This is a genomic window from Enterococcus faecium (assembly GCF_029023785.1).
Lineage (GTDB): Bacteria > Bacillota > Bacilli > Lactobacillales > Enterococcaceae > Enterococcus_B > Enterococcus_B faecium.
This window is the reverse complement of the sequence record NZ_CP118955.1, coordinates 521,858-546,183: the sequence shown is the minus strand read 5'-3', so window position 1 is coordinate 546,183 and position 24,326 is coordinate 521,858. Positions and strand designations below refer to the sequence as shown.

General features: G+C 38.4%; 24 protein-coding genes, 1 pseudogene and 1 other annotated feature. Of the genes and pseudogenes, 6 read left to right on the top strand and 19 right to left on the bottom strand.

Features of this window, described 5'->3' with window-relative positions:
• Positions 1–28 precede the first annotated feature (28 nt).
• Positions 29–1,525 carry a helix-turn-helix domain-containing protein gene (locus tag PYW34_RS02575; RefSeq protein ID WP_002325101.1) on the top strand — a complete coding sequence of 499 codons (1,497 nt, stop codon included), beginning with the start codon at positions 29–31 and terminating at the stop codon, positions 1,523–1,525.
• Between the two features lie 609 nt (positions 1,526–2,134).
• On the opposite strand, the gene PYW34_RS02570 is transcribed toward PYW34_RS02575, so the two are convergent.
• From PYW34_RS02570 to PYW34_RS02560, 3 genes are all read right to left on the bottom strand, one after another.
• Positions 2,135–2,443 (bottom strand): DNA methyltransferase, encoded by a 309-nt coding sequence (locus PYW34_RS02570; protein ID WP_224446531.1) that lies wholly within the window; start codon positions 2,441–2,443, stop codon positions 2,135–2,137.
• Between the two features lie 760 nt (positions 2,444–3,203).
• Positions 3,204–3,482: a hypothetical protein gene (locus PYW34_RS02565; protein ID WP_002333412.1), complete on the bottom strand. Its 279-nt coding sequence runs from the start codon at positions 3,480–3,482 to the stop codon at positions 3,204–3,206.
• 75 nt (positions 3,483–3,557) lie between these two features.
• A complete protein-coding gene (locus PYW34_RS02560) occupies positions 3,558–3,803 on the bottom strand; it encodes a helix-turn-helix domain-containing protein (protein WP_002313380.1) in 246 nt (81 codons plus the stop codon).
• 104 nt (positions 3,804–3,907) lie between these two features.
• Here PYW34_RS02560 and PYW34_RS02555 point away from each other — a divergent pair, with 104 nt between their 5' ends.
• Positions 3,908–4,348, top strand: a complete 441-nt coding sequence (locus PYW34_RS02555) for a hypothetical protein (protein ID WP_002325103.1) — start codon at positions 3,908–3,910, stop codon at positions 4,346–4,348.
• A gap of 507 nt (positions 4,349–4,855) precedes the next feature.
• Positions 4,856–5,137 (top strand): annotated as a pseudogene (locus PYW34_RS02550) (tyrosine-type recombinase/integrase); the annotation flags it as partial.
• Positions 5,138–5,222: 85 nt separating this feature from the next.
• On the opposite strand, the gene sufB reads toward PYW34_RS02550, so the two are convergent.
• The 12 genes from sufB to PYW34_RS02490 form a co-directional block, all read right to left on the bottom strand.
• Entirely contained in the window at positions 5,223–6,614 is a 1,392-nt protein-coding gene (sufB, locus tag PYW34_RS02545) for a Fe-S cluster assembly protein SufB (RefSeq protein WP_002287686.1), read from the bottom strand.
• A 4-nt stretch (positions 6,615–6,618) separates the two neighbouring features.
• Positions 6,619–7,089 carry a Fe-S cluster assembly sulfur transfer protein SufU gene (gene sufU, locus PYW34_RS02540; protein ID WP_002287684.1) on the bottom strand — a complete coding sequence of 157 codons (471 nt, stop codon included), beginning with the start codon at positions 7,087–7,089 and terminating at the stop codon, positions 6,619–6,621.
• Positions 7,076–8,311: a cysteine desulfurase gene (locus PYW34_RS02535; RefSeq protein WP_002330031.1), complete on the bottom strand. Its 1,236-nt coding sequence runs from the start codon at positions 8,309–8,311 to the stop codon at positions 7,076–7,078. Before PYW34_RS02535 ends, sufU begins: the two co-directional genes overlap by 14 nt.
• Positions 8,308–9,594: a Fe-S cluster assembly protein SufD gene (sufD, locus tag PYW34_RS02530; protein WP_002287681.1), complete on the bottom strand. Its 1,287-nt coding sequence runs from the start codon at positions 9,592–9,594 to the stop codon at positions 8,308–8,310. Before sufD ends, PYW34_RS02535 begins: the two co-directional genes overlap by 4 nt.
• A gap of 12 nt (positions 9,595–9,606) precedes the next feature.
• Positions 9,607–10,380, bottom strand: coding sequence for a Fe-S cluster assembly ATPase SufC (sufC, locus tag PYW34_RS02525; protein ID WP_002287679.1), 774 nt, complete (start codon positions 10,378–10,380; stop codon positions 9,607–9,609).
• Between the two features lie 196 nt (positions 10,381–10,576).
• The gene (locus PYW34_RS02520; RefSeq protein ID WP_002287678.1) at positions 10,577–11,425 is read right to left on the bottom strand and encodes a MetQ/NlpA family ABC transporter substrate-binding protein; all 849 of its coding nucleotides are present in this window, start codon (positions 11,423–11,425) and stop codon (positions 10,577–10,579) included.
• 23 nt (positions 11,426–11,448) lie between these two features.
• The gene (locus tag PYW34_RS02515) at positions 11,449–12,135 is read right to left on the bottom strand and encodes a methionine ABC transporter permease (protein ID WP_002287674.1); all 687 of its coding nucleotides are present in this window, start codon (positions 12,133–12,135) and stop codon (positions 11,449–11,451) included.
• A complete protein-coding gene (locus PYW34_RS02510) occupies positions 12,128–13,162 on the bottom strand; it encodes a methionine ABC transporter ATP-binding protein (protein WP_002304234.1) in 1,035 nt (344 codons plus the stop codon). Before PYW34_RS02510 ends, PYW34_RS02515 begins: the two co-directional genes overlap by 8 nt.
• Positions 13,163–13,224: 62 nt before the next feature.
• Positions 13,225–13,481 (bottom strand) — a binding site (T-box leader).
• Positions 13,482–13,556: 75 nt separating this feature from the next.
• Positions 13,557–13,895: a glycine cleavage system protein H gene (locus tag PYW34_RS02505; RefSeq protein ID WP_002291179.1), complete on the bottom strand. Its 339-nt coding sequence runs from the start codon at positions 13,893–13,895 to the stop codon at positions 13,557–13,559.
• 1 nt (position 13,896) lies between these two features.
• Positions 13,897–14,253: an arsenate reductase family protein gene (locus tag PYW34_RS02500; protein ID WP_002295166.1), complete on the bottom strand. Its 357-nt coding sequence runs from the start codon at positions 14,251–14,253 to the stop codon at positions 13,897–13,899.
• A gap of 5 nt (positions 14,254–14,258) precedes the next feature.
• Positions 14,259–15,446, bottom strand: a complete 1,188-nt coding sequence (locus PYW34_RS02495) for an FtsW/RodA/SpoVE family cell cycle protein (protein ID WP_002291183.1) — start codon at positions 15,444–15,446, stop codon at positions 14,259–14,261.
• 190 nt (positions 15,447–15,636) lie between these two features.
• On the bottom strand, positions 15,637–16,482 hold the full coding sequence (locus PYW34_RS02490) for a LysR family transcriptional regulator (protein ID WP_002291186.1): 846 nt from the start codon (positions 16,480–16,482) through the stop codon (positions 15,637–15,639).
• Between the two features lie 233 nt (positions 16,483–16,715).
• Here PYW34_RS02490 and PYW34_RS02485 point away from each other — a divergent pair, with 233 nt between their 5' ends.
• The gene (locus tag PYW34_RS02485) at positions 16,716–17,681 is read left to right on the top strand and encodes a TDT family transporter (protein ID WP_002291188.1); all 966 of its coding nucleotides are present in this window, start codon (positions 16,716–16,718) and stop codon (positions 17,679–17,681) included.
• Between the two features lie 498 nt (positions 17,682–18,179).
• Complete coding sequence (locus tag PYW34_RS02480; RefSeq protein ID WP_002289776.1) at positions 18,180–19,223, top strand: YeiH family protein; 1,044 nt, start codon at positions 18,180–18,182, stop codon at positions 19,221–19,223.
• Between the two features lie 61 nt (positions 19,224–19,284).
• On the opposite strand, the gene PYW34_RS02475 is transcribed toward PYW34_RS02480, so the two are convergent.
• Entirely contained in the window at positions 19,285–19,749 is a 465-nt protein-coding gene (locus tag PYW34_RS02475) for a methylated-DNA--[protein]-cysteine S-methyltransferase (protein WP_002289775.1), read from the bottom strand.
• A gap of 245 nt (positions 19,750–19,994) precedes the next feature.
• Between PYW34_RS02475 and PYW34_RS02470 the strand changes: the two genes are divergently transcribed.
• Complete coding sequence (locus PYW34_RS02470; RefSeq protein WP_002289773.1) at positions 19,995–20,942, top strand: glycosyltransferase family 2 protein; 948 nt, start codon at positions 19,995–19,997, stop codon at positions 20,940–20,942.
• Positions 20,943–21,152: 210 nt separating this feature from the next.
• On the opposite strand, the gene PYW34_RS02465 is transcribed toward PYW34_RS02470, so the two are convergent.
• From PYW34_RS02465 to PYW34_RS02455, 3 genes are all read right to left on the bottom strand, one after another.
• The gene (locus PYW34_RS02465; protein WP_033584975.1) at positions 21,153–23,225 is read right to left on the bottom strand and encodes a DNA topoisomerase III; all 2,073 of its coding nucleotides are present in this window, start codon (positions 23,223–23,225) and stop codon (positions 21,153–21,155) included.
• Positions 23,158–23,535: a DUF1033 family protein gene (locus tag PYW34_RS02460; RefSeq protein ID WP_002286704.1), complete on the bottom strand. Its 378-nt coding sequence runs from the start codon at positions 23,533–23,535 to the stop codon at positions 23,158–23,160. Before PYW34_RS02460 ends, PYW34_RS02465 begins: the two co-directional genes overlap by 68 nt.
• A gap of 128 nt (positions 23,536–23,663) precedes the next feature.
• Positions 23,664–24,224 carry a TetR/AcrR family transcriptional regulator gene (locus PYW34_RS02455; protein WP_002323745.1) on the bottom strand — a complete coding sequence of 187 codons (561 nt, stop codon included), beginning with the start codon at positions 24,222–24,224 and terminating at the stop codon, positions 23,664–23,666.
• Positions 24,225–24,326 lie beyond the last annotated feature (102 nt).

Below are 24,326 nucleotides of genomic sequence, written 5' to 3'. Positions count from 1 at the left end.
AATAAAAACATAAAAAGAAGGTGAAGAATTGATTGAAAAAATTTTATTAGATGACCATGCGAGAATGAAATTAAGCGTGTATGGAAAGGTGATGACCTTACGGCCGGGGGAATATAGTTTAGATCATGTACGAGAAAACTTAGATTTCTATTTCAGTGCGACTCGTTTCAAAAAAATCCTATGTGATATACAAGATGATTTAGGACAATTTACTGATATTAAACTGTTACATAATAAAAATAAGTTATCCATTCCTGAACAACTTGTTCAATATATCCAATACCAACATTACCTATCAACAGAAAGTGTTCCTTATAAATTATTGATCAGTCTTCTGACCGAACAAGATGAAAATCTTGCAGCTTTTTGCAATCGCCAATTTATCAGCCGCTCAACGTGTTTTCGGCAAACAAAAAAATTGGCTGAATATTTGAAGGAATACAATATCAACTTGAATTTATCGAATCTTACCTTATCTGGTTCTGAAATGCTGATTCGCATCATCTTTTTCAATTTCTTTTGGTTTGTTTCATTAGGGGAAAGCCTGGATAGCATTCCTTACAGCCAAGAAGTTCGTGCATTGATTTATAAGCACGAAGGATCGCAACACAAGAATAAGTTTGATTTAGGAAAAAAACAATCCAGCCTCCATTGCCTGATTTGTTTGCTGAGGATCGAAAATAATCATTTTACGGATATCTATAGATTATCAAGAGATTCCTTTATTCCAAGCGAAACAAACATTGACTTTTTTTACGACTTCTTCAAAATTGCGAATCTTCGTTTAGATATCTTAGAGGTAAACTCTTTGTTTTACTTATTCTATTACTGGCCGCTTCTTACCTCTAATCAAGACATTCGTGTGCCGATCGTTCATCATTCGTATGAACAACCGAGCAATGAGGTCAAAGATATCTTAGAGGAATTTCAGAAGCATTGTCAGACATTTATTGGTACACTCCAGTTTGAAAAAGAGCCAGCTTTGCTTTTGAATCTCTATCTATCAATTGGTAATTTTAGCATGTTCAAGCAAAAAATTCCTTTGACCACACTATTTATCTCTTCTTATATTAAAGATAAATACCCACTTTTACGTATCTTGACAATCAAAATCGAAGGTTTTTGGAAAAAAATCGCACAACGAAAAAACTATACATGGCTGAAATCATGCGTAAGTGAATTAGCCTTTCTACAAACCAGTTTACTTTATCCGTATTATTCAGAAATCGATGAAAACTATAAATTGAAAGTTGGGTTTGTTAACGTCTCTGAACATCTGATTTCCGAAGAAATCTTGAATTTAGGAAAGAAAATCCCCTTTGTAGATATCGAGCTACTCACACTTCCCATCACTGAAGAATATGACTTTTTCATCTTTGGTTCACCTCTACTGATTCCTGCTGGTCTTGATTCTTCTAAGTATACAGTCCTTGATTTTTGTCATTACAGCGATTTTGAAACTGATCTGTATCAACGTCTTTTAGAAGTTCATCATCTCAAATTACAAAATTTGTTCTCTAATTAGCTGATTTATGTAAAAAAGTGGCTATGACATAAGTTCCTAAAAAGAGCTGAACCCTTATCTATCAAGGGTTCAGCCATCGTTTCTTTATTCAGATTTTTCTTCAGCTATGAAGTTAAGTTCATTGACGATAATTGAAGCTAGGTGCTTTTTGAATAGGATTAATCACTTTGCTAATAATAAATTTTAATGATTAGTTTTCAATCGTATTCAAGTTACGTGGTGTGTTTTTGGTAAAAAGCTACTTATCAATTAGTTTCAAAGGTTCTACATTAGCAAAATTATCAATTTTTGTAATTTAACTAGTAAAACGATATTCCCAAGCTTTTTCTTTACGCTTATTATTAACAGAATATCTAAGCATATACTTATATTTTTAGCGAAATTCTTTATAAATCTCAATAAATTTCATCTGGATTGTCATAAGTAATAATCCCTAATGCTATGCTTATCTTTATCAATAAATTCAAATAAAGATTTTTTTACATTGATTAAAATATGGAGGCTCAAAAAAATGAACATTTTCTCTTTTGGATAATTAAATGAAATACCATCTGTATAAGATTCAACATCCATATTAGTTAATTGAATCTTTTAGTAAAGAAATATCCCTTATTTTTTTATTAAAGATTGCTTATTAAAGCAACAACCTACCTTGTACTTACTTTCTTGTTTTGTCCCCTCTACCTGTCCACCGCTAGTAATACCACTTACGTTCGTTATATTTAGGAAGAAGGTCGCAAACCCTTCCTCTAAAGAAAAAGGATGATTAAACTCTTTTTTACAAATTTCTTTCTGTCTTGGCCATTCTTCAATGTTTACAATGGTTTTGTTAATCAGATTGATAAATTTGTTGGGATAATTTAATATTGAATACCATAAAGAACGCATAGATTTATCTAAATTATTAATTGCAGTCATTTTCATATTCTTTTGAATTAATAGCTGAATGGGCCACCCCGGCTCCCTCTGCAAAATGCTCGATATCTCGATATAAATTTCATATTCTCCAATACTCTTGTCTATTGTTTTTTTCAAATTTATACAATTGACTTTTTCCTGCCAGATACCTCAAAAGGGAGTTGGTTGTTGGCAAAAAATACACCTCCTGAAATATTTATTTTTTGCAGTATTAAATCTTCATCAACTTTTTGTCCTTACATACATATCTGCATATATATCCAGCTTTAATCTGTCATCACTTGAATTTTATCAAAAGTATTCGTTAAATAGTTTATTTATAGTTTTTAATATCTCTTTGGATAAAAACTTTTTTAATCATCGTTGGAGAGTATTGGGTCATTATCACCTGAATACCCTAGTCTTAAAAAAATTGGGTTAAGACATAAAAAAATTCAATTTGTGCAGCTGGAAAAAGACCTGCGTCTACTTCATCAATTAGCAAGATTCCTCCTTCAATTTCTTAAACGATAACAAGACTCTTACAATTGTCCAACATTATCTTCACCTACAGATATTGATTGAAAGTTATATTCAGAAGTATGTGGTTGCTAAAGAGTTTACCGCCCCACTAATAGTATCAATTGCTGCGACAAATTATATCCAGTAAGCTCTAACTTCAAGCCTTTATTTTCTTCAACATATACATCAGTAGCAAAATCATAATCACGAGAAACAATTAGAGTTAAGCAATTTACATTAAGATAAATTATCATTGGATTCATTGCATTTCTAGCTCTCTTAACACTGGACTATTTTTGCTATAATCTTTTGATAAATTTAACTTTAGATTTTTCTTTTCTACTCCATCATATAGTTCAATACCAACATCCAGTGAACTAGGTAAATCATAGTTTTCTAAGAATCTAAAGTGTTCTGAAAATACAAATTCATATGCTTTATCCAACAACGTTTTGTATACTTTCAAATGATTTGGTTTAATTGGATTCTCAGTATAACCTGTTGAGAATATAGTATACCCTATCGTTACATATCCCATTCATTATTATACCAGTATTTCTTTGTGATACATAAGGGTGTAAAAATAGCTTCTTATACTAAAGACTACAAGTAGTTATTGAAGCAAGTCTTCATAAGACACCTGTAGAACATCCCTAATAGCTCTCAATTGATCCAACTTAATGTGTTGGCGGCCGCTTTCAATCTTAACCAATGTTTCCCTAGTTATAGCGATTTTTCTAAGCTGTAGGTCTCTAACTAGCTCGGTTTGACCGATTCCTTTTTCTACTCGGAATCGTCTAATATTGCTACCGATTACATTTTCTCTATCAATAATTTTTTCCTCTTTCAAGAATAGCACACCTTTTGGACTAAAATTAGTCCTTTTTCTTATTAATGTTAAAGATTTGGTATGCTACAATGGGACTAGTATTAGTCCATATTCAATTTTAAGGAGGAATTTTTTTGAAGAAATTTGCAATCATTTTAACCTGCGTTTTACTCATCGGAACTATAAGCGGGTGTACCACTTCTGACACAAGTTCTACAAGTACGGAAACTAGTACAACAACCTCAGAAAAGAATTACCCAATACATTTTTTTCCGGTTCCAAATGGATTTGAAGCTTATTACCATGATAAAAAACTAGATGTCCCTTTATCAGAAACTGAATCTATTGAAAAGATTTTGCCGATTGAAATTGAAAGAAATCAAGACGATATAAAACTAAAAGCTGATCTTCCCTTACTGAACAGCACTCAAATTGATAGACATGAAAATATCAAAGTTAATATTGAAAAAGGAGCGTTAGCACAACTTTATACTGAAAAAGTTGAACAATTTTTTGAGGCTGGTGTCAATAAAGACTTTTCAAAAATAAGCGATTATTCGGATAACTTTTTTTAATGAAACACAATATGAAATCACAAACTCAACTTTTATGGCTGAAGATATGTACAATATGACGTTAAAAAAAATAAAAGCTTACGACCATCCATTAAATCTGACACTAAATTATGGATTACCCTCTTTTGTATTAGCAGGTTAAGTTGATTATGAATATTCACCAGATTATTTGGAGACACCTCTTCAACACGAGAACAATGATATTAATTTTAAATTCGTCTAAGAGTCAAAAAATAAAACATGGTTAGTTGATCAATTAAGCGCTATAAACACTAGCTTTCATGAATTACCTAATCCTGAAAGAGAAGTTGATATGGTCATTAAAATCTCCTAATAAAAGAAGCGTTGAAAGAATGAGCTCTTATTCAACGCTTCTTTTATTGATTCAATTTGCATTATTATTTGAACGAGTAATCTGATTTCTAAGCAGTTGTAAAACTCCTTGTGGCGGATAATAGAATGAGCATAACGATTCGACATTGATATAATATATATTAACAAAAATAGTTTTTATTCACTGCAAACTAAGACAAGATCCACTATACTCAAGTAGTAACCGATTGGTTAAATTGGATTTACAAAAAGACACCGATGGAGCCTCAAATTACTCCATATGGATTTAGGCATACCCACTGTAGCTTATTGTTTGAAAGTGGTGCTTCGATAAAAGAAGTACAAGAACGATTAAGTCACAAAGATATTAAAACTACCATGAATATCTATGCTCATGTCACACCACAATCTGTTAAGAAAACTGGTGACCGATTCGCAAAATTTATGAGCGAATAATTCTAAACGTAGCCAATCATTAAAATCCAAATAAAAAAATGCTCGAAACGCTTTAATATCAACGTTTCGAGCAATGAAATAGATATTACCCCACAGACCCTTCCATCTCATAACTGATCAATCGATTGAGTTCGACTGCATATTCCATTGGAAGTTCTTTGGTGAATGGTTCAACAAAGCCCATGACGATCATTTCAGTTGCTTCAGATTCGGTCAGGCCTCGGCTCATCAGATAGTAGAGTTGTTCTTCTGAGATTTTTGAGACTTTGGCTTCGTGTTCTAAAGAGACTTGGCTGTTGTGGATCTCATTGAATGGGATCGTATCGGATTTCGACCATTCGTCCATGATGATCGTGTCACATTCGATATGAGAGATCGAACCCGCACTGTTTTTGGCAAAGGTTACTTGTCCTCGATAGTTTACTTCTCCGCCGTCTTTTGAAATTGATTTAGAGACGATAGAGCTAGATGTATTTGGTGCATTGTGGATCATTTTTGCACCCGTATCTTGGATTTGGTTTGCTCCTGCAAAGGCGATGGAGAGCATGGTGCCTCGTGCACCTTTTCCATCTAAGTAAACACTTGGGTATTTCATCGTTGTTTTTGCACCTAGGTTTCCGTCGATCCATTCAACGGTTGCGCCTTCGTATGCTTTTGCTCGTTTGGTTACTAAGTTGTACACATTGTCTGACCAGTTTTGGATCGTTGTGTAACGGCAATACGCATCTTTTCTTGTAAAGATTTCTACGATGGCGGCATGCAGGCTGTTACTTGAATAAGTAGGTGCCGTACAACCTTCGACATAGTGGATGCTTGCTCCTTCGTCAACAATGATCAGCGTACGTTCGAATTGCCCCGTGTTTTCCGCATTGATCCGGAAGTACGTTTGTAATGGAACATCGACTTTGACGCCTTTTGGCACGTAAATAAAGGTCCCACCTGACCATACGGCTGAATTCAGCGCTGCTAATTTGTTGTCGGTTGGCGGTACAAGTTTTGAAAAGTACTCTTTGAATAATTCAGGGTATTCTTTCAAAGCAGAGTCAGTGTCAGTAAAGACGATTCCTAACTTTTCGAATTCATCTTTCATATTATGGTACACGACTTCTGATTCATATTGTGCGGAAGCACCGGCTAGATAAGCTCGTTCAGCTTCTGGTATACCAATCTTTTCAAATGTATCTTTGATTTTTTCTGGTACGTCTTCCCAGTCACGAGCGGGTTTGTCACTTGGTTTTTGGTAATATTTGATGGCATCGAAATCGATGTCTGAAAGGTCGGGGCCCCATGTTTGCATTGGCATTTTGTTAAATGTTTCTAGAGATTTCAGACGGAATTCAAGCATCCATTCTGGTTCGCCTTTGATTCTTGACATCTCACGGATCACTTCTTCTGTCAAGCCTTCTCCTGTACTGAAAACCGGTTCGACATCATCGTGAAACCCGAATTTATATTCTTCTAATTCTGGTACGCCCATGTTCTCACTCCTCTTCCTTGTGGTAATGATGGAAAGCTGCGGTACCATCGTTTTCCATTGCTTTTCCTAGTGCTTTCCAGGCAAGTGTCGCACATTTGATCCGAGCGGGAAATTTAGCTACACCACCAAGCATAGCAGCATCGCCTAATTGGTCGGGATCTTTGACTTCTTTTCCTTGGACAAGCTGTAGAAAGTCTACAGTTAAATGTTCTGCTTCTTCTATTGATTTTCCGATGACGGCGTCTGTCATCATCGAGGCACTTGCCGTACTGATGGAGCAGCCACTGCCGTCAAAGGCGATATTTTTGATGATTCCGTCTTTTACATCGACTTGCAATTCGATCACATCTCCACATGTGGGGTTGTTCAATTCGATCTTGCTTGTCGAGTCAGTCAAGCTTCCACGATGATGCGGATGGGAAGAATGATCCAAGATCACTTGACGGTATAAATTGTCTAATTTAGATAGTCCCATGTTGGAAAAACTCCTTTGTTGCCATGATTGCTTCAACTAAACGGTCGGCGTCTTGCGTTGTGTTGTAGAAATAAAAGCTCGCGCGAGCAGTCGCTGATACTTCAAGGTACTTCAATAGCGGTTGCGCACAATGATGACCTGCTCTGACGGCTACCCCTTCCATGTCTAAAGCTGTCGCGACATCATGGGGATGTAACCCATCCAAATTGAATGCAACGACTCCTGTCCGAAAATTCGGGTCTTGTGGACCATAAACAGTCAATCCATCAATTGCTTGTAATTTTGGCAACACATAAGCGGCTAGTTCTTCTTCATATCGATGGATATTGTCCATACCGAGTTTTTGCAAATAATCGATTGCATGGCCTAATGCGATAGCGCCGGCGATATTTGGTGTCCCTGCTTCGAATTTCCAAGGTAGTTCTTTCCATGTACTGTCGTATAATTCGACAAAATCGATCATTTCGCCACCAAATTCAACAGGTTCCATTTCTTCTAACCATTTTCGTTTACCATATAAAACACCAATACCTGTTGGTCCGCACATTTTGTGTCCGCTGAAAGCAAAGAAATCACAGTCTAGTGCTTGGACATCAATGGCCATGTGCGGGGCAGATTGAGCACCATCTACTACGATGACCCCGCCGTTTTCATGGACAAGTTCAGCTAATTCTTGAACAGGATTGATGACACCTAAGACATTGGATACATGAGCAATGGAGACGATTTTGGTTTTGTCCGTAATCTTTTTCGCTGCATCCTCCATATCCAGGAAGCCTTCTTCTGTTAGTTCGATATATTTCAAGACAGCACCTGTTCGTTTTGCCAACTGCTGCCACGGGATAACATTAGAATGATGTTCCATGTAAGAGAGCACTATCTCGTCTCCTGCTTTGATATAGCGGTCGCCGAAGCTTCTGGCTACCCAATTCAAGCTTGTCGTCGTACCACGAGTAAACAGCACTTCTGCTGTTTCTTTTGCATGGATGAACGCCCGTACTTTTTCTCTTGCTTGTTCATAATCATGGGTCGCGCGTTCTGCTAACGTATGGACACCGCGATGAACATTGGCGTTATCGTGTTCGTAATAGTACGCTAATGCCTGGAGTACTTGTTTTGGCTTTTGGGTCGTCGCTGCATTATCCAGATAAACTAAAGGTTCATCATTGACGTCTTGAAATAAGATAGGAAAATCATTGCGTAGCTTTTTAGCATCGATCATCCATTCAACTTCCCTTCGATTACTTCGACTAATTCTTTCCGAACTTGTTCTACAGGGATTGCTGTTAAGACAGAACCGAGGAATCCTCGAATCACTAAGCGCTCTGCTTCTTCTTTATGCAATCCTCTACTCATCAGATAGTACATTTCTTCTGGATCAACTCGTCCTACACTGGCAGCATGTCCAGCAGTTACTTCGTTTTCATCGATCAAAAGAATAGGATTCGCATCACCACGTGCTTTATCAGAAAGCATCAAGACACGACTTTCTTGTTGGGCATCTGCACCTTTTGCCCCTTTCAAGATGTGGCCGATACCATTAAAGGTCAATGTTCCTTTTTCTCGGATCACTCCGTGTTGCAAAATATGCCCGATCGTATGAGGGGCTTTATTGGTTACTCGTGTATCGATTCCTTGGATTTGTCTGCCCGAGCTGATTGCCACGATTTTGACTTCTGCGTGTGCACCTTCTCCTGCTAAATCTGAGTCAAAGTCAGCGATCACATGACCGTCATTCATGACACCAATTGCCCAGTCGACAGAAGCATCTCGTAAAATGTGCCCACGGCGATTCATATAAGAAGTAATATTTTCTCCTAATTGATCTACGGCTGAATATTTGATTTTTGAACCAGCTTTAGCGATGACTTCCACGATGATATTACCTGATGATTTTGCTACTTGTTCTTTGGTTGTCTGGAAACGTTCCAGATAAGAAAATTCACTATGTTCATCTGCCACGATCAACACATGCTTGAAGAAGTGCTCATCGGATGCGCCATCTTGAATGAATAAGGACTCGAGTGGTTCATCGATCACGACATTTTTAGGCACATACAGGAAAATACCGCTGTTCATAAAAGCTACATGGAGTGCAGTCAATTGGTCTTCGTTCATGTTTACTGCTTTTTTCATATAATATTCTTGGACTAGTTCTGGATATTCGATCATTGCAGTGAACAAGTCGGTAAAAATGACTCCTTTTTCTGCTAATTCCACAGGCAGTTGTTCAAAAATCGTCCATGAACCTTGTTGGACAAGCACAGGATTGTCTTTCATTGCATCAAATGCCGGAATCGTGCCTGTTTCACTGATGGTTTGTGTTTCTTTCACATCAAATAACGACCAGCGATGGAATTTCACCCGATCGATATGCGGCAATGGCAGTTCATCTGCTTTCGCTAGTGCGTCTTGACGGAAGGTTCTCATCCAATCAGGTTCGCCTTTACTTAAAGAAAAATCATTTACCGCGTCAAGATAATCGAGCCAGTTTTTTTCTTTCATTCTTGCTCCCCCTTACGCTTCTTCTTCTTTATAGTCGATTCCTAATTCTTTACTGATACCAGCGTAGCCTTCTGCTTCCAGACGTTTAGCTAGGTCAGCATTCCCTGTCATGACTACTCGGCCTTCCATCATGATGTGAACGACATCAGGTGTGATATAGTTCAATAATCGTTGATAGTGGGTGATGATCAATGCACCGAAATTGTCTCCGCGCATTTCATTTACTCCTTTAGCAACGACTTTCAAAGCATCGATATCCAGACCTGAATCGATTTCGTCTAAAATTGCAAATGTAGGTTCTAACATCAACAATTGCAGGATCTCATTCCGTTTCTTTTCTCCGCCAGAAAAACCTTCGTTCAGATAACGTTCAGCCATTTCTTCTGGCATATTTAGTAAAGCCATTTTTTCATCTAACTTTTTCAAAAATGCCATAACAGAAATTTTGTCGTTTTCATCACGTTTCGCATTGATCGCTGCACGCATGAATTCCGCATTCGTGATACCTGGTATCTCACTTGGATATTGCATAGCTAAAAATAAGCCAAGTCGCGCACGTTCATCTACTTCCAAGTCTAAAACATTTTTCCCGTCAAACAAAATTTCGCCTTCTGTTACTTCATAGTTTGGATTGCCCATGATAGCGGCAGATAAGGTAGATTTTCCTGTGCCGTTAGGTCCCATGATGGCATGGATTTCTCCGGTTTTCATTGTTAGGTTTACGCCTTTAAGGATTTCTTTTTCCTCGATCGACACATGTAGATTTTTTATTTCTAAGACAGACATGCATTATACCCCCAAATTCTCTTTCGTTCTCACTCATTTTAGACTAATTGAGAATGAAGCGCAATGACCTTCCTTACTAAAATCAAATATCTTTTATTTATTATTAAACAATTTTGATTTCTAAATTAGAATAGGTATAAAAAAGATGAGAAATAAGCCATTACAGACTTATTTCTCATCTTTTTTGTTCCATACCTTATTTTGCATCAGCCTTTACTGGTTTAACAGAGCCGCCCCATTTGTCTGTGATCCATTCTTGGACTTCTTTGCGGTGAAGCACTTCAATCAGTTTTTTGATTTTGTCACTGTCTTCATCACCTTTACGAGTCGCAATAATATTCACGTAAGGAGAGTTGTCCTTTTCAAGCAATACGGCATCTTCTAATGGATTCAACCCTGCGCCGTAAGCGAAGTTTGCGTTGATTGCAACTAGGTCACCTTCATCATTTTGGTACGTAGAAGCTAAAAGTGATGGGTCGATCGTATGGTTGAACTTCAAGTTCTTAGGGTTTTCTTCAATATCATCGAATGTTGCTGTTTCCAGATCTACTCCATCTTTGACTTTGACTAAGCCAGCATCTTGTAGAATTGTGATGATGCGTCCCCAGTCTGATTCAGAATTTGAAGTAATGATTGTTGCACCATCTTTTAATTCGGAAACATCTTTGACTTTTTTAGAGTACAAGCCCATTGGTTCGATGTGGACAGCACCGGCATTGACAAAGTCATATCCTTTTTCTTTGATTTCTTTGTTCAAATAAGGAATATGCTGGAAGTAATTGGCATCAATGTCGCCTTCTTCCAAAGATTGGTTCGGTAATACATAGTCATCGAATTTGACGATTTCAAGATCGATTCCTTCATCTTTCAATAATGGTTTCACATGTTCCAAAATCTCTGCGTGCGGTGTCGGTGAAGCGCCGACTTTCAATGTCGTGTCGTCTGCTTTATTTGCTGAATCTTTGCTGTCGCTGTTGTTACCGCATGCTGCTAATCCTACAGTCAGCAAAAGCGCTGCTGCAAATCCAAAAATTTTCTTTTTCATATCCTACATCCCCCTATATCCTATTATCTTTTGTCTGTTTTCTTAGTTAAGAAATCACCGATTCCTTGAACGATAAATACGATTAGTAAAATAATTAAAGTCGCAACGAATGTCACTGTTAGATTACCACGCTGGTAGCCTTCCTGCCAAGCAAGACCTCCAAGTCCACCTGCGCCGATCGCGCCGGCCATCGCAGTAAATCCGATCATCGAGATCGTTGTAACTGTTAATCCAGAAATCAATGCGGGAATACTTTCAGGTATCAAGACCTTCCAGATGATTTCCCAGTAACTTGCTCCCATTGCATCTGCTGCTTCCAGTACACCAGGGCTGACTTCACGAAAAGCAATCTCTACTAGACGGGCATAAAATGGTGCTGCGGATAAAACAAGAGCTGGAATGGCTGCTTGCGCACCTAGCATAGTGCCTACGATTGCTTTAGTAAATGGAATGATCAAAACCATCAGGATCATAAATGGCGTTGACCGGAAAATATTACTGATGATCGATACGATTCCATAAATGATTCGAGCATACGGTTTGTTTTTGCGTCCAATAGAGTAAAGGATCAATCCCAAAACTAATCCGATGATCGTCACTAAGACCATTGAGATTAATGTCATATATAGTGTATCAAGGATAGCCTGATTCATCGTTTCCGGGTTGATTTGTTTAAAATCTAGATATGTTTCTGAAAAGCTTTTATCCACGATGGATCACCTCAATTCCTACTCCTTGTTCTTTGATGAACACTTCTGCTTGATCTAATTCTTTGGTTTCACCAGTCATCAAGACAGTCAATGAACCAAAGGAACCTTCTTTCACTTGTTTGATCTTTCCATACACAACGTTGACATCGATGTTATAGCGTCGAATCGCTTGGGAAATGACTGGCTCGTTGGCATTTCTTTCGCTAAAGGTCAAAGTTGCCAAACGGCCGCTTGGATTTTCTTTGATGAGTTCAGCTAATAGTTCTGTCGAATCAGCTTCTGGTTCGATGTCTTGTTGTACAAAGCGTTTGGTTACTTCTTTTTTCGGTTGTCTGAAGACAGTCAATACGTCTCCTTCTTCTACGACTTTCCCCAACTCCATCACAGCGACTTTGTTGCAGATTTTGCGGATCACATTCATTTCATGTGTGATCAAGACGATGGTCAAATTCAATTTCTTATTGATCGCTAACAATAAGTCTAATACTTCTTCTGTTGTTTGCGGGTCCAATGCGCTAGTAGCCTCATCACAAAGCAGGATCTCAGGATCATTTGCCAATGCTCGTGCGATACCGACGCGTTGTTTCTGTCCGCCGGAAAGTTGTGAAGGATATGCTTGTCCGCGTCCTTCTAACCCGACTAAACGCAACAGTTCTTCTGCCCGTTCTTTACGTTTGCTCTTTGGTACGCCAGCTAATTCCAGCGGCAGCTGGATATTTTCAAGTACAGTTCTTGACCATAACAGGTTGAAATGCTGGAAGATCATACCGATTTTCTTTCGGAATGTACGTAATTCTTTGTTTTTTAATTTTGTAATATCTTGATCGTTTACGATCACTTCGCCGCTCGTGGGAAGCTCAAGTCCATTCAGGAGACGGACTAATGTACTTTTTCCTGCGCCAGAATAGCCGACGATTCCATAAATATCCCCTTTTTCAACGTTTAGTGAAACGTCATTGACGGCTTGGATGTTTCCGTTTTTCCCATTGAATGTCTTTTTGACATTCGTTAGTTGGATTAATGACATGCCATTCACATCTTTCTCTTATGATTTTTCAAACAAAAAAGCCTTCGCCCTCTTGCCTTAAGCAAAAGGACGAAAGCTTGAACTTCCGTGTTACCACCTTGATTTACCGTTACTTCGCAATAACAGCCTCTTCCAGTACTTGGACTTAGCTTCTTTCCGTATACTGTCGCGCTGTAACGGGCACTCCCGTAGTAAGTTTGCTTACGCTCGCTTACTCTGCTCTAAGACCATCTTCCATCTCATTTTCGTTACCCATTTTCAGCAAACAGGGCTCTCTTCAAACGTCCGTGACATGTACTCTTCTTTTCAAAGCTTTCTCGTTTCATATAGGATTGCTTATGATTATAGCAACTGGAAGAATCAGTGTCAACTTTTTTCAAGTGATTTTCTGATTTTATAATTCGTCAAATTCTTTTGGATCAACATCTTTGAAACTTAAGATCCACGCATTCATTTCATCTGAATCATTCAAGATATTGATATCTTCACCGATTTTATCATTAACAGAAGAAACTGTACCCGTTAGCGGGCTGGCAAATTCATTGACCGCTTTTTCCGCTTCAACTTCGATCAGAGGTTCATCTTTTTTTAGCGATTGTCCTGCTTTTGGCAGATTGGCAAACGTGATGTCTCCAAGTTCTTCTTGCGCTTCATTTGTCAAACCAACACAGTATTCTTTTCCATTAAATAAGATCCAAAGGTTGTCCTTTTTCTTCAAATGCTTGCCTGCCATTTTATATCAGTTCTCCTTCATAAATTTTTTCATTGAATCCAATTGCAACAAGCTGGTCCTCTCGTAAGATCAGTGGTCGCTTGATCAGCATACCATCTGTCGATAAGACTTGGCTCGCTTTTGAAGCCGTAAACTCGCCTACTTGATCTTTCAGTCCAAGTTCCCGATATTTCATCCCGCTTGTGTTGAACAGGCGACGGATTGGTACTTGACTCGTTTCTAGCCAAGTCTCAATCGTTGAGGCCTTCGGTACTTCTTTGATCATATCAACGGTTTGATAACTAACGCCATGCTGGTCTAACCACGCTTTGGCTTTTTTGCATGTTGAACATTTCGGGTACCAGTAAAAGGTGTACAATTTTCTTACCTCCTTGAAGATCTTGCAGGTGCTTCATTTTGGTATCTCATCGATAATATCAACCCGATACCGATCATGTTCCCTAAAATCGAGGATCCTCCCTGACTAATGAAAGGCAATGGGATCCCTGTTAAAGGAAGTAATCCGATATTTGCTCCAATATTCTCAAAGACATGGAACAGCAGCATCATGATCAAACCGCTTGCGATATAGGCGTAAAATTCATTATTCGTATCGAAACACACCCGAATCATACGATAGATTAAAATAAAATACAAGAAAATGACGAATGCACCACCGATAAAGCCGAAGTTTTCACCGATAACGGTAAAAATCATATCGGACTCACGAACAGGCACATAGATATTGCTTACGTTGAATCCTTTACCAAACAAGCCACCGGTACCAATTGCCAAAAGTCCTTGGGCCGGCTGATAACTCATTCCTGACGTATCATGGAAAGGGTCCAGCCATGAATCAATACGTGCAAACTGATAAGATTTGAATCCAACTTTATAAAGCAAGTCTCTTCCGCCTTCAGTCGTAACCAAGAAGATCGTTCCTGCTCCAACGACTACTGCCAAGATTACTACAGGTGCGATGATGCGCCAAGAGATTCCAGACATCAGGAAAATCCCGCCAAAGATCGCAAGAAAGACAAGCATCGTTCCAAAGTCATCTTGGGCCATGATCAATGCTAAAACCGGTATTGTCACGATCAAGAGCTTCCCAATCAGCCAAAAGTCCGATTTCATCGTCCGTTCTTTTACTTGCGTATTATGTTTAGTTACGATCAGTGCCATCATCAAGATGTACGCAATCTTCATCAACTCTGCTGGCTGGAAAGTAAACGCACCGAATCGAAACCAGTTTTTAGACCCTGTTGAAGCAGCTAAATTCTGATCATAGAATTTGAGCAAGAGTCCCATTACCACTAACCCCAAACCATAAAGGTAAGGAGTCAGTTTCCAGATCCATTTGGAATTCAAATGCATGATGACAACGATTGCTGCCGCTCCAACTAAATACCAGACAACTTGCATCCCTACGCCTTTCAAGACTGCTGGATTGTTCGGATCATGGCTAAGTGCTACATATAATGAGAGCAGACCAATCAAACATAACAGAAAGACTGGTAAAATCACGCCATAATCAATACGATTATCGTTCGAAGCTTTTAATTTTTTTTCCATGTTTCATCCCTTTTCTTAAAAACCATACTGCTGATTATTATAGCGGTCCAGTTAGATAATGGAAAGTCTTTCCATAGACATTTGGGAAAAATTAACTTTCCGTTTGTGCAGTTGCTTGAGCAAATGCAGTACAAAAGCCTACTGCTTATCTTTAGTGTATCATAGAACTTTTTTTGATACATGCAATTATCTACCAGCTGAGATTCTCCTCGCTGTGAGAAGTTTCTGTGCTTTCATTGTATCGAAGGATCTCTTCGGCAATCTCTAGCAGCTGATCAGAAACCAGATTGGTTCGTTGGATGAAATAAAAATATCGATGGAAATTCAACGGAGTCATTGGCACATTTTCTGGAACAGAGCGCTTAGACAAAATCGAGCGACCGATTCCTTCCTTCAGCAACGCAACAATTACATCGTTACTTTTCACGATCATCTTCTTATCTTGGATATTCATCTCTTCAAAATAACGCTGCGTGTAATGAAAAACACCAGAGTTTGCTTCTCTTACAAGCCACAATTTGCTTTTTGGGTCCCCAGCGATGACTAGCTGGTCTTCCATCAAAGAGTATCTTTGTACGCCGGAAGTCTCTAATGGCTTTTCGATAAAACCAAAATCGGATTCATGTTTCGCTACTTGTTCTAATGATTCATGAGAATTCGCGATTTCGATCTCAAAATGCACTTTAGGAAACCTTTTGATCAGATGTTTCATCAACTGAGGCAAAAGATAGACAGCAAAGGTGTGGGAAGCAACGATCCGACATACTTCTTCTTCATTTTGTTCATTGAGCAATTTTTGCTGAGTTTCTTCCCATTCTTCTAACAAAACCAGTGTCCGTTCATATAATAAGTCGGCTTGCTTAGTTGGAAGCATCTCTTTTCTTCCGTTACGTTGAAAAAGATCGATATTCAATTCCCGCTCCAACTGTTTGATTTGATTCGAGACTGCTGGTTGAGATAAAAACAGTACTTCTGCTGCTCTGGAAAAATTTCTTGTTTCATATACTGCTCGAAAAGTCGTTAATAACTTAAACATGGCACCACTTCCATAACTTTTTATGATAATTACTATAAAAACTATTTGATTTAAATATACAAAAAACCATCTATAATAGAAATGTACAACAAAACAGTTGCTGATCCAACTAGTAACTTAGATGAAGACAATCAGCTGTCTGCTTGCTCGTAATCATACATTCCTATTCATTTTACAATGTATTCGTTCATCTTGGTACTAAAATCTATTAAATAAAAAGGAGAATATTATATATGAAGAACTTTTTGAAAATTATTCCGATCCCGATCTGCGGGTTGATCCTTGGGTTAGCTTCCCTTGGAAATCTGTTTAAAGACTATCACCATGTTGCTTTAGGCAATCTAACTGGCGGTATCTCTATGATTCTTATGATATTCATTTTTGTTAAATTGTTTATCTTATTCGAACACACGAAACAAACGTTGCATGATCCAATCATCGCCTCCGTTTCACCAACTTTTACGATGTCACTCATGGTTATTTGTACTTATTTTGTTTCATATGAAAGTATTGCACCAATTGTCAAATTCATTTGGCTGTGCGCTGTTATCTTCCAAGTGATCCTTGTCTTTTATTTCAATTATCACCATGTTATCAAAGCTGATCTTTCAATTGAAGCAATTTATCCAAGCTGGTTTATCATTTACGTTGGATTTGGGGTCATCACTGTAACTGCCGGGAACTTCTTCCCACTTATTGGAAAAATTTTCTTTTGGATTTCATTGATCTGCTATGCGTTTTTATTGCCGATCATCATCAAACGTGTCTTTTTCGTAAGAAATATGGCTCATCCGACACGTCCGCTGATTACGATCGTTGCAGCACCTGGTTCTCTTTGCCTAACAGGTTATCTTAAAAACTTTGCTGAACCTAATTTTTATCTTGTCGTAGCATTGTTCGCTTTATCTCAAGTATTGTATTTCGTTGTGCTGTCTATGCTTCCACGTTTGTTCAAGCTTCGTTTTTATCCAAGCTATGCAGCCTTTACATTCCCGCTTGTTATCTCTGCAACAGCTATATTTACTACTGTTCATTACTTCAACAGTTTAGGTATCTATAGTAGCGTATTGGATTTCTTAAAAGTTGCGGAATGTCTGTTTGCAAGTGTAGTTGTCTTCTACGTTCTTGCTCATTACGTACGTTTCTTAATTAAAGAACATAGCAAACATGGAAAATTTGTTTCTAAAAAAATCGCTTAATAATCGATTCAATAGGTTGTGAAAAAGCTGTTCTGCATCAAGTAATAAGAACGGCCAAACAAAAACAGCTGTTCATGTTTTTGTACTGGTTGGGCTTATTACCGCAGATGCAAGCTTTTGAACACCGTTTACCAAGAGGTCGTAAAAGAAGTGGTCAGCTTCAAGAAATAAGAAGGAATTTACGAAAATTGCTTCTCAAATTTTTGTGAAATTTCGGCTTATTTCCGTAGAAGCTACTTCTGGAACACCGTTTACCAAGAGGTCGTGAAAAAGCCACTTAGTTTCGAGTATTAAGAAAAATTTTGTGAAAATGGCTTTCCACATTTTTGCATAAATTTGGCTTAATACCGAGAAACTGGCTTTTGAACACCGTTTATTCGAAACAAGAGGTCGTACAAGACTTTTGTCACGACCTCTTGTTCTTTTGTCAAAATACTGGTTTAGTGCTACTATGTTCGAGTATGCTTTTAGTATTTATTGACGAAAGGAACCGATCAAATGAAATCATTGTCACATCCAATAAAATCTGTAAAGGATTCAGCGGTCCGCGAAATCTTACCCGGTTTACTGCTTTCTTTTGCCATCGCTGCCTTCAGCAGGCTTCTTGCTATTTATCTGCCACAGTTAGGTGGAGCGACTATTGCTATTTTATTGGGTATTTTATTAGGAAATACTTTTTTTAAACAGCCTGTTCTAGCAATCGGCACAAAATTTGCTGAAAGCAAACTATTAGAATTCTCTGTTTTTTTACTAGGTGCAACTGTCACAGCTCAAACGATTGCTCAAATTGGTGTAAAAGGAATTGTTTTTGTGTTACTGCAAATGTCAGTCACTATCATCGGTGCTTACTTGATTGGTAAAAAACTGCAATTCAGCGATACTTCTTCTTTGATGATGGCTGGAGGAAACGCTGTTTGTGGTTCTTCTGCTATTGCTTCAATCGCCCCTTCCATCCATGCGAAAGAGGAAGAAAAAGGACAGATCATCACACTAGTCAATCTACTGGGTACTGTGATGATGTTGACTCTCCCTTTTCTTGGATTACAGTTGTTTGGTGGAAATCTCATTGAAAAAAGTGCACTTTTGGGTGGTACACTCCAATCTGTTGGTCAAGTAGTCGCTGGGGCAAGCTTACTTGACAATTCTGTTGTCGAATTCGCCATGCTATTTAAGATTCTACGTATTATGATGCTCGTTGTTGTTGTCTATCTGTTTGAAAAATTCATGCACAAGAAACAACCAGCTCTGTTTGAAACGCCAACTGATACGCAGAAAAAACGAAAATTACCGCTTCCTTGGTATGTATTAGGGTTTGTGATCTTTTGTTTGGTCAACAGCTTGTTTTCTTTACCTGTAGTTATTGACCAATCGGCACATTTTATCAGCAGCTGGTTTGAGATCACTGCTTTAGCGGCAATTGGTCTGCGTTTAGACTTTGCAAAATTCATGAAAGAAGGTACACGCTTCTTATCTTATGGATTAGCTGTCGGGCTTCTCCAAACAGTGATGGCTTTACTATTTATTTGGCTGATCAAAGTTTAGAATGAACATGAAAAAACAGTTGTGATTCTCGCATGGAACAATGTCCGAATCACAACTGTTTTTAATTTTGCAGATATCCTTCTAACAACAACAATTGGCGTTTGATTTCAACCCCATCTATTGCGTTTCCCATATATCCTGTCAGTTTTCCATTTTGCCCGATCACTCGATGACAAGGAATAACGATTGGCAATGGATTGGTTCGATTTGCCTGCCCAATCGCTCGCACAGCTTTCGGACTATCAACAGCAACGGCTACTTCTTTATACGTTCGGATTTCTCCATAAGGAATGGTCGACAAAGCTTTCCAGACATTTTGCTGAAAAGGCGTACCTCTCTTTATAGATAAAGGAACATCAAATTCTTTTCTTTTTCCCGCAAAATATTCTTCAAACTGTTCTTGTGTGCGCGTTAAAATTCGCTGATTCGCTGATTCGCTTTCTGAAATTGGCTGAAAAGATACAGCAGTCAATCCGGATTCATCTGCATCTAACCATAAAAAGCCGATAGGTGTGTGTATTTTCATTTTGTTTGCTCCTAGTCAATAGACTGGAACTTCCTCCTTTTTCTCTATCCAAAACTACTTGCCAACTAATAAAAATTGTTCTTAAAAGTTTGATAAACCGAGGAAACATGGTAAACTAAATACGTTAGTTTACAAAAAGAATACCTGTTCTTTTACGTAAAATCAAATTTTAAAGGTGTTATTTAAGGTTTATTAAATTTTGAATGTAAACCATATATAAACATACGATTGAAAGGATAGAAACGATGAAAGTATCAATTGTTGTCCCATGTTTTAATGAAGAAAAAACTGTTCCTCTTTTTTTTGATGAGGTTGAAAAATTCAAAGGTGCCCATGAGTTCGAATATTTGTTTATTGACGACGGATCAAAAGACGGTACGTTAGCAGCAATCAAGAAGCTAGCCTCAGCTTATCCTTATGTCCGCTTTGTCTCATTTTCCAGAAATTTTGGGAAAGAAGCGGCTCTGTACGCTGGATTGCAAGCTTCTACAGGAGATTTAGTGACCGTGATGGATGTTGATCTGCAAGATCCGCCCGAACTGCTTCCTGAGATGATCAACCGGATCACTACTTCTGATATCGATTGTGTCGGCACCCGGCGTTCGACTCGTGAAGGCGAGCCTGCGATACGCAGTTTCTTTGCGAAAAAATTCTACCAGTTGATCAATAAAATCAGCGATACAGAAATGGTCGATGGCGCTCGTGATTTCCGCTTGATGACTCGTCAAATGGTGGATGCCGTCCTAGAATTAACAGAATACAACCGATTTTCAAAAGGATTATTTAGCTGGGTCGGATTTAAAACAGAATATATTTCTTATGAAAACCGCGAACGTGTGGCTGGCGAAACATCTTGGTCCTTCTGGAAATTATTCAACTACTCGATTGATGGTATCGTGAACTTCTCGGATGCACCGTTAACGATTGCTTCATTTATCGGCGCTTTGTCTTGTGTCGGTTCTGGTATTGCAATTTTGTTCATTATTTTGCGGGCATTGTTGTTTGGTGATCCTACATCAGGATGGCCTTCCATGGTCTCGATCTTCCTGTTCATTGGTGGAATCCAATTGTTATGTCTTGGAATCATCGGGAAATATATTGGGAAAATCTTCTTAGAAACGAAACAGCGTCCTGTTTATATCATAAGAGAAACAGAAAAAGTGAAGCCAAATGAATTGAAGCCTCACCAATAATATACGTCAAATGAAGTAAACATTTTTTTAAATGAAAAAGGACTGTGACAAAAGTCTTGTCACAGTCCTTTTTTCCGAATAAATGGTGTTCCAGAAGTAGCTTCTTCGGAAATAAGCCGAAATTTCACAAAAATTTGAGAAGCAATTTTCGTAAATTCCTTCTTATTTCTTGAAGCTGACCACTTCTATCACAACCTCTTTCATATCTTATTACTTCTTCATTGCTGCTTTTAGTGCTGCTGCTAATGGGCTTTCTTCTGGTTCTTCTGCTTGTGCATATTTTTTCAGCAAGCGTCGTTCTTCATGTTTGGTCATTTTCTTCTTCTGCTCTTTTTTATCAAGCAATTTTTCTGTCGTTCCATCGTATTTACAACGGAAATAAGCACCGTTTTTACCTTCGATGATTTCCATTTTCCGGTGACATTGCGGGCATCGATGATTAGAGACTTTTGGATCTTTTCTTCTGCGGTAGTTGCAATCTGAATTGGTGCAGACATAGATTTTGCCGTCACGTGTGTTTTTCTCGCGCAGATTGGCCCCACATTCTGGGCATTTCTTTTGGGTAATCGAGAAATCTTGATATTCTTGTTTGCTTGATTTGATCTCATTCACCAAGCGTTTTGTTTCTTTTTCGATTCCATTCAAGAAGGTTCCTGCTTGTTTCTTTCCTGCAGCAATAGCTTCAAGGTCTTTTTCCCAGCTTTCTGTCAAATCTGGTGTTACTAAAGAGGGATTTACCAATACTAATAATTGCTTACCTTTAGGAGATACTTGCAGTCCTTGAGGGGTACGTTCCATCAGTTCAGATTTGATTAGTTTCTCGATAATCTCTGCACGCGTAGCTGGGGTTCCCAGACTGTATTTTTCCATTTGACCAAGCAAGCTTGCTTCTGACAATGGTTTAGGCGGTGCAGATAGTTCTTTTTTGATGGCGAAATCGGGATTGATTCTCATTCCTTTTTCCCATTTGACTGTTTCCGTCTCAGTTTCAGTTTCGCCTTTCCATCCTGCTTGGACGACACGATTTTGCCGAAAAATGAATCGTTCTTTACCAAATTCAACCGTAACTTTTGTTTGGCTGACTTTATGGGGTTGAGCAAACAGTCCTAAAAAACGAGAGACAATCATTTGATAGATTTTTTGCTCTTCATTACTTAATTTTTCATAACGTGCTCTGTTTTCAGTTGGCAAAAGTGCATGGTGATCGGTCACTTTACTGTCTTGGAATACTTTTGTCTGTTGGACGATGGCTCCGTTTTTCAAATACTGCTTGACCTCAGGAGCAAAGTCGCTGACTGCTTGCAATCGTTCTTTCATCGTACTTTTCATGTCATTTGTCAGATATTTGCTGTCTGTACGCGGATAAGTAACGATCTTATGGGTCTCATACAAACTTTGTACAAGACTTAATGTTTTCTTTGCAGAATAGCCATAGCGTTGATTGGCTTCTCTTTGGATCTCTGTTAAATCATAAGGCAATGGCGCAGATTCCGTTTTTAATTTTTCTTGGACTTCTGTGACAGTTCCTTTGCTTGTACTGATCAATTGAACAAGTTTTTGTGCTTCTTCTTGTGTTTTTAAAGCAAATTGATTTTTTTGAAGCATTTTGGCTTGTTCTTTTCCAGCTTGCAACGTGATCGTGAAATACGTTTGTGGACGGAACTGCTCGATTTTCTTTTCTTGGTCTCTCACTAATGCTAGTGTCGGTGTCTGCACACGGCCTGCTGATAAATTATCCGCGTACTTCACAGTTAAGGCTCTGGTCACATTCAATCCTACCAGCCAGTCCGCTTTTGCCCGGGCAAGAGCAGATTCATACAATGCATCATATTCTTTCGCAGGTCTTAGTTGCTTGAATCCAGTTTTGATTGCTTTATCTGTTTGAGAAGAGATCCATAACCGCTTCACTGGTTTATTGAAATGCACATACTCTAAGATCCAGCGAGCAACAAGTTCCCCTTCTCTTCCGGCATCTGTCGCAATGACTGCTTCTGAGACATCTTTTCGCTGAGCCAGCTGCTTGATTGCTTTTAATTGATGTCCTGTTTTAGGAAGTGGTTTGATTCCTAGTTTTTTAGGGATCATTGGCAACGTGTCCATTTGCCAGCTCTGCCATTCCTTATTCAGATCTTCCGGCATTTTCAATCCTAATAAATGACCAAGGGCCCAAGTAACGATCACCTTGGGTCCTTCATAATAATTTTTGTGCTTTTGATTAGCACCAAGCACCTTGCTTAGGTCTTTCGCAACGCTTGGTTTTTCCGCTAGAATTAGTTGTTTCATAAAATTCCTTTCTGCTTTCTACTGTGATGGGCTGATGATTTTTCAACAACGCAAGTCCCTTGTATTGCTGTAAATCATCGTCACACTCTTCACACCAGCGCTCATCTCCGTCATTCCAAAAGGCGCTGAGAAAGTTACTTTTTGCATTGATATATTCATAATTTTGATGGATTTCGTTCCATTGTTTTTCGTACGCTTGTCGTGCTTCTTCGAAAGACTCGAATGTTTCTTCTTCTTCAATATCTTCTTCCCAGTCTTCAAAAAACCACCAAGGCTCATTGTCCCCGAACATGGTAATTACTTGATACATACTCGTGCTCCTTCTTTCAGCTTTTCTAGACTCATCTTAGTCACTTTTCAAGAAAGTTGCAAGAATTTTCTCTTATAAAAGGGTCATTTAATGAACATCTTAAAATTGTTACAAATGAATCTGATTGTTTAAGGCAAAGTAGCGATAAAGTCATTGATCATCCAAAAATAGCTGTCTTCTGGATCGATTGTTGGTTCTTTTGTAAAGTATCCTAAAAAACGTAAGGAAAGATAACCGTGGATCATACTACGAAGTTCCCTGCTTCGATGAACTTTTTCTTCTTTCGTTAATTGAAAAGCCTCAAATATCTGCAAAATGATCTGATTCGTTTCATGGATTCCATCTAATAAAACAGCTTCATTGGTATGCGGTACACTGATCAGTAACTCATACACTGCTTGATTTGAAAAAGCAAAGGATCGATAAGTTTCTGCATAGATCTGCAGTGCTTCCTGACCACTTTTTCCCACAAGAGCCCGTCGCAGCTGGTCATTAAGTTCCTGCAGAAGTTTCGCTGTTAGCGCTGTTTTGACATCACGAATATTTTTGAAATGGTTATACAGCGAGGGAGCCTTGATATCCAAGCGTTTGGCTAAATGCTGAAAGGTTATTTGCTGAACATCCATCTCTTCTGCTAGTTCTCGAAAGCAGTCGATGATTTTCTCTTGAGACAGATTTCTTTTTTTCATTTCCATGTTTCCTCTCATAAAATAAATCCTTCACTCTTTCAGTTTACCACGAAAAAGAAAGAGAAAAAAGAGACTTTCATTGATAAACTACATATTGTAGTT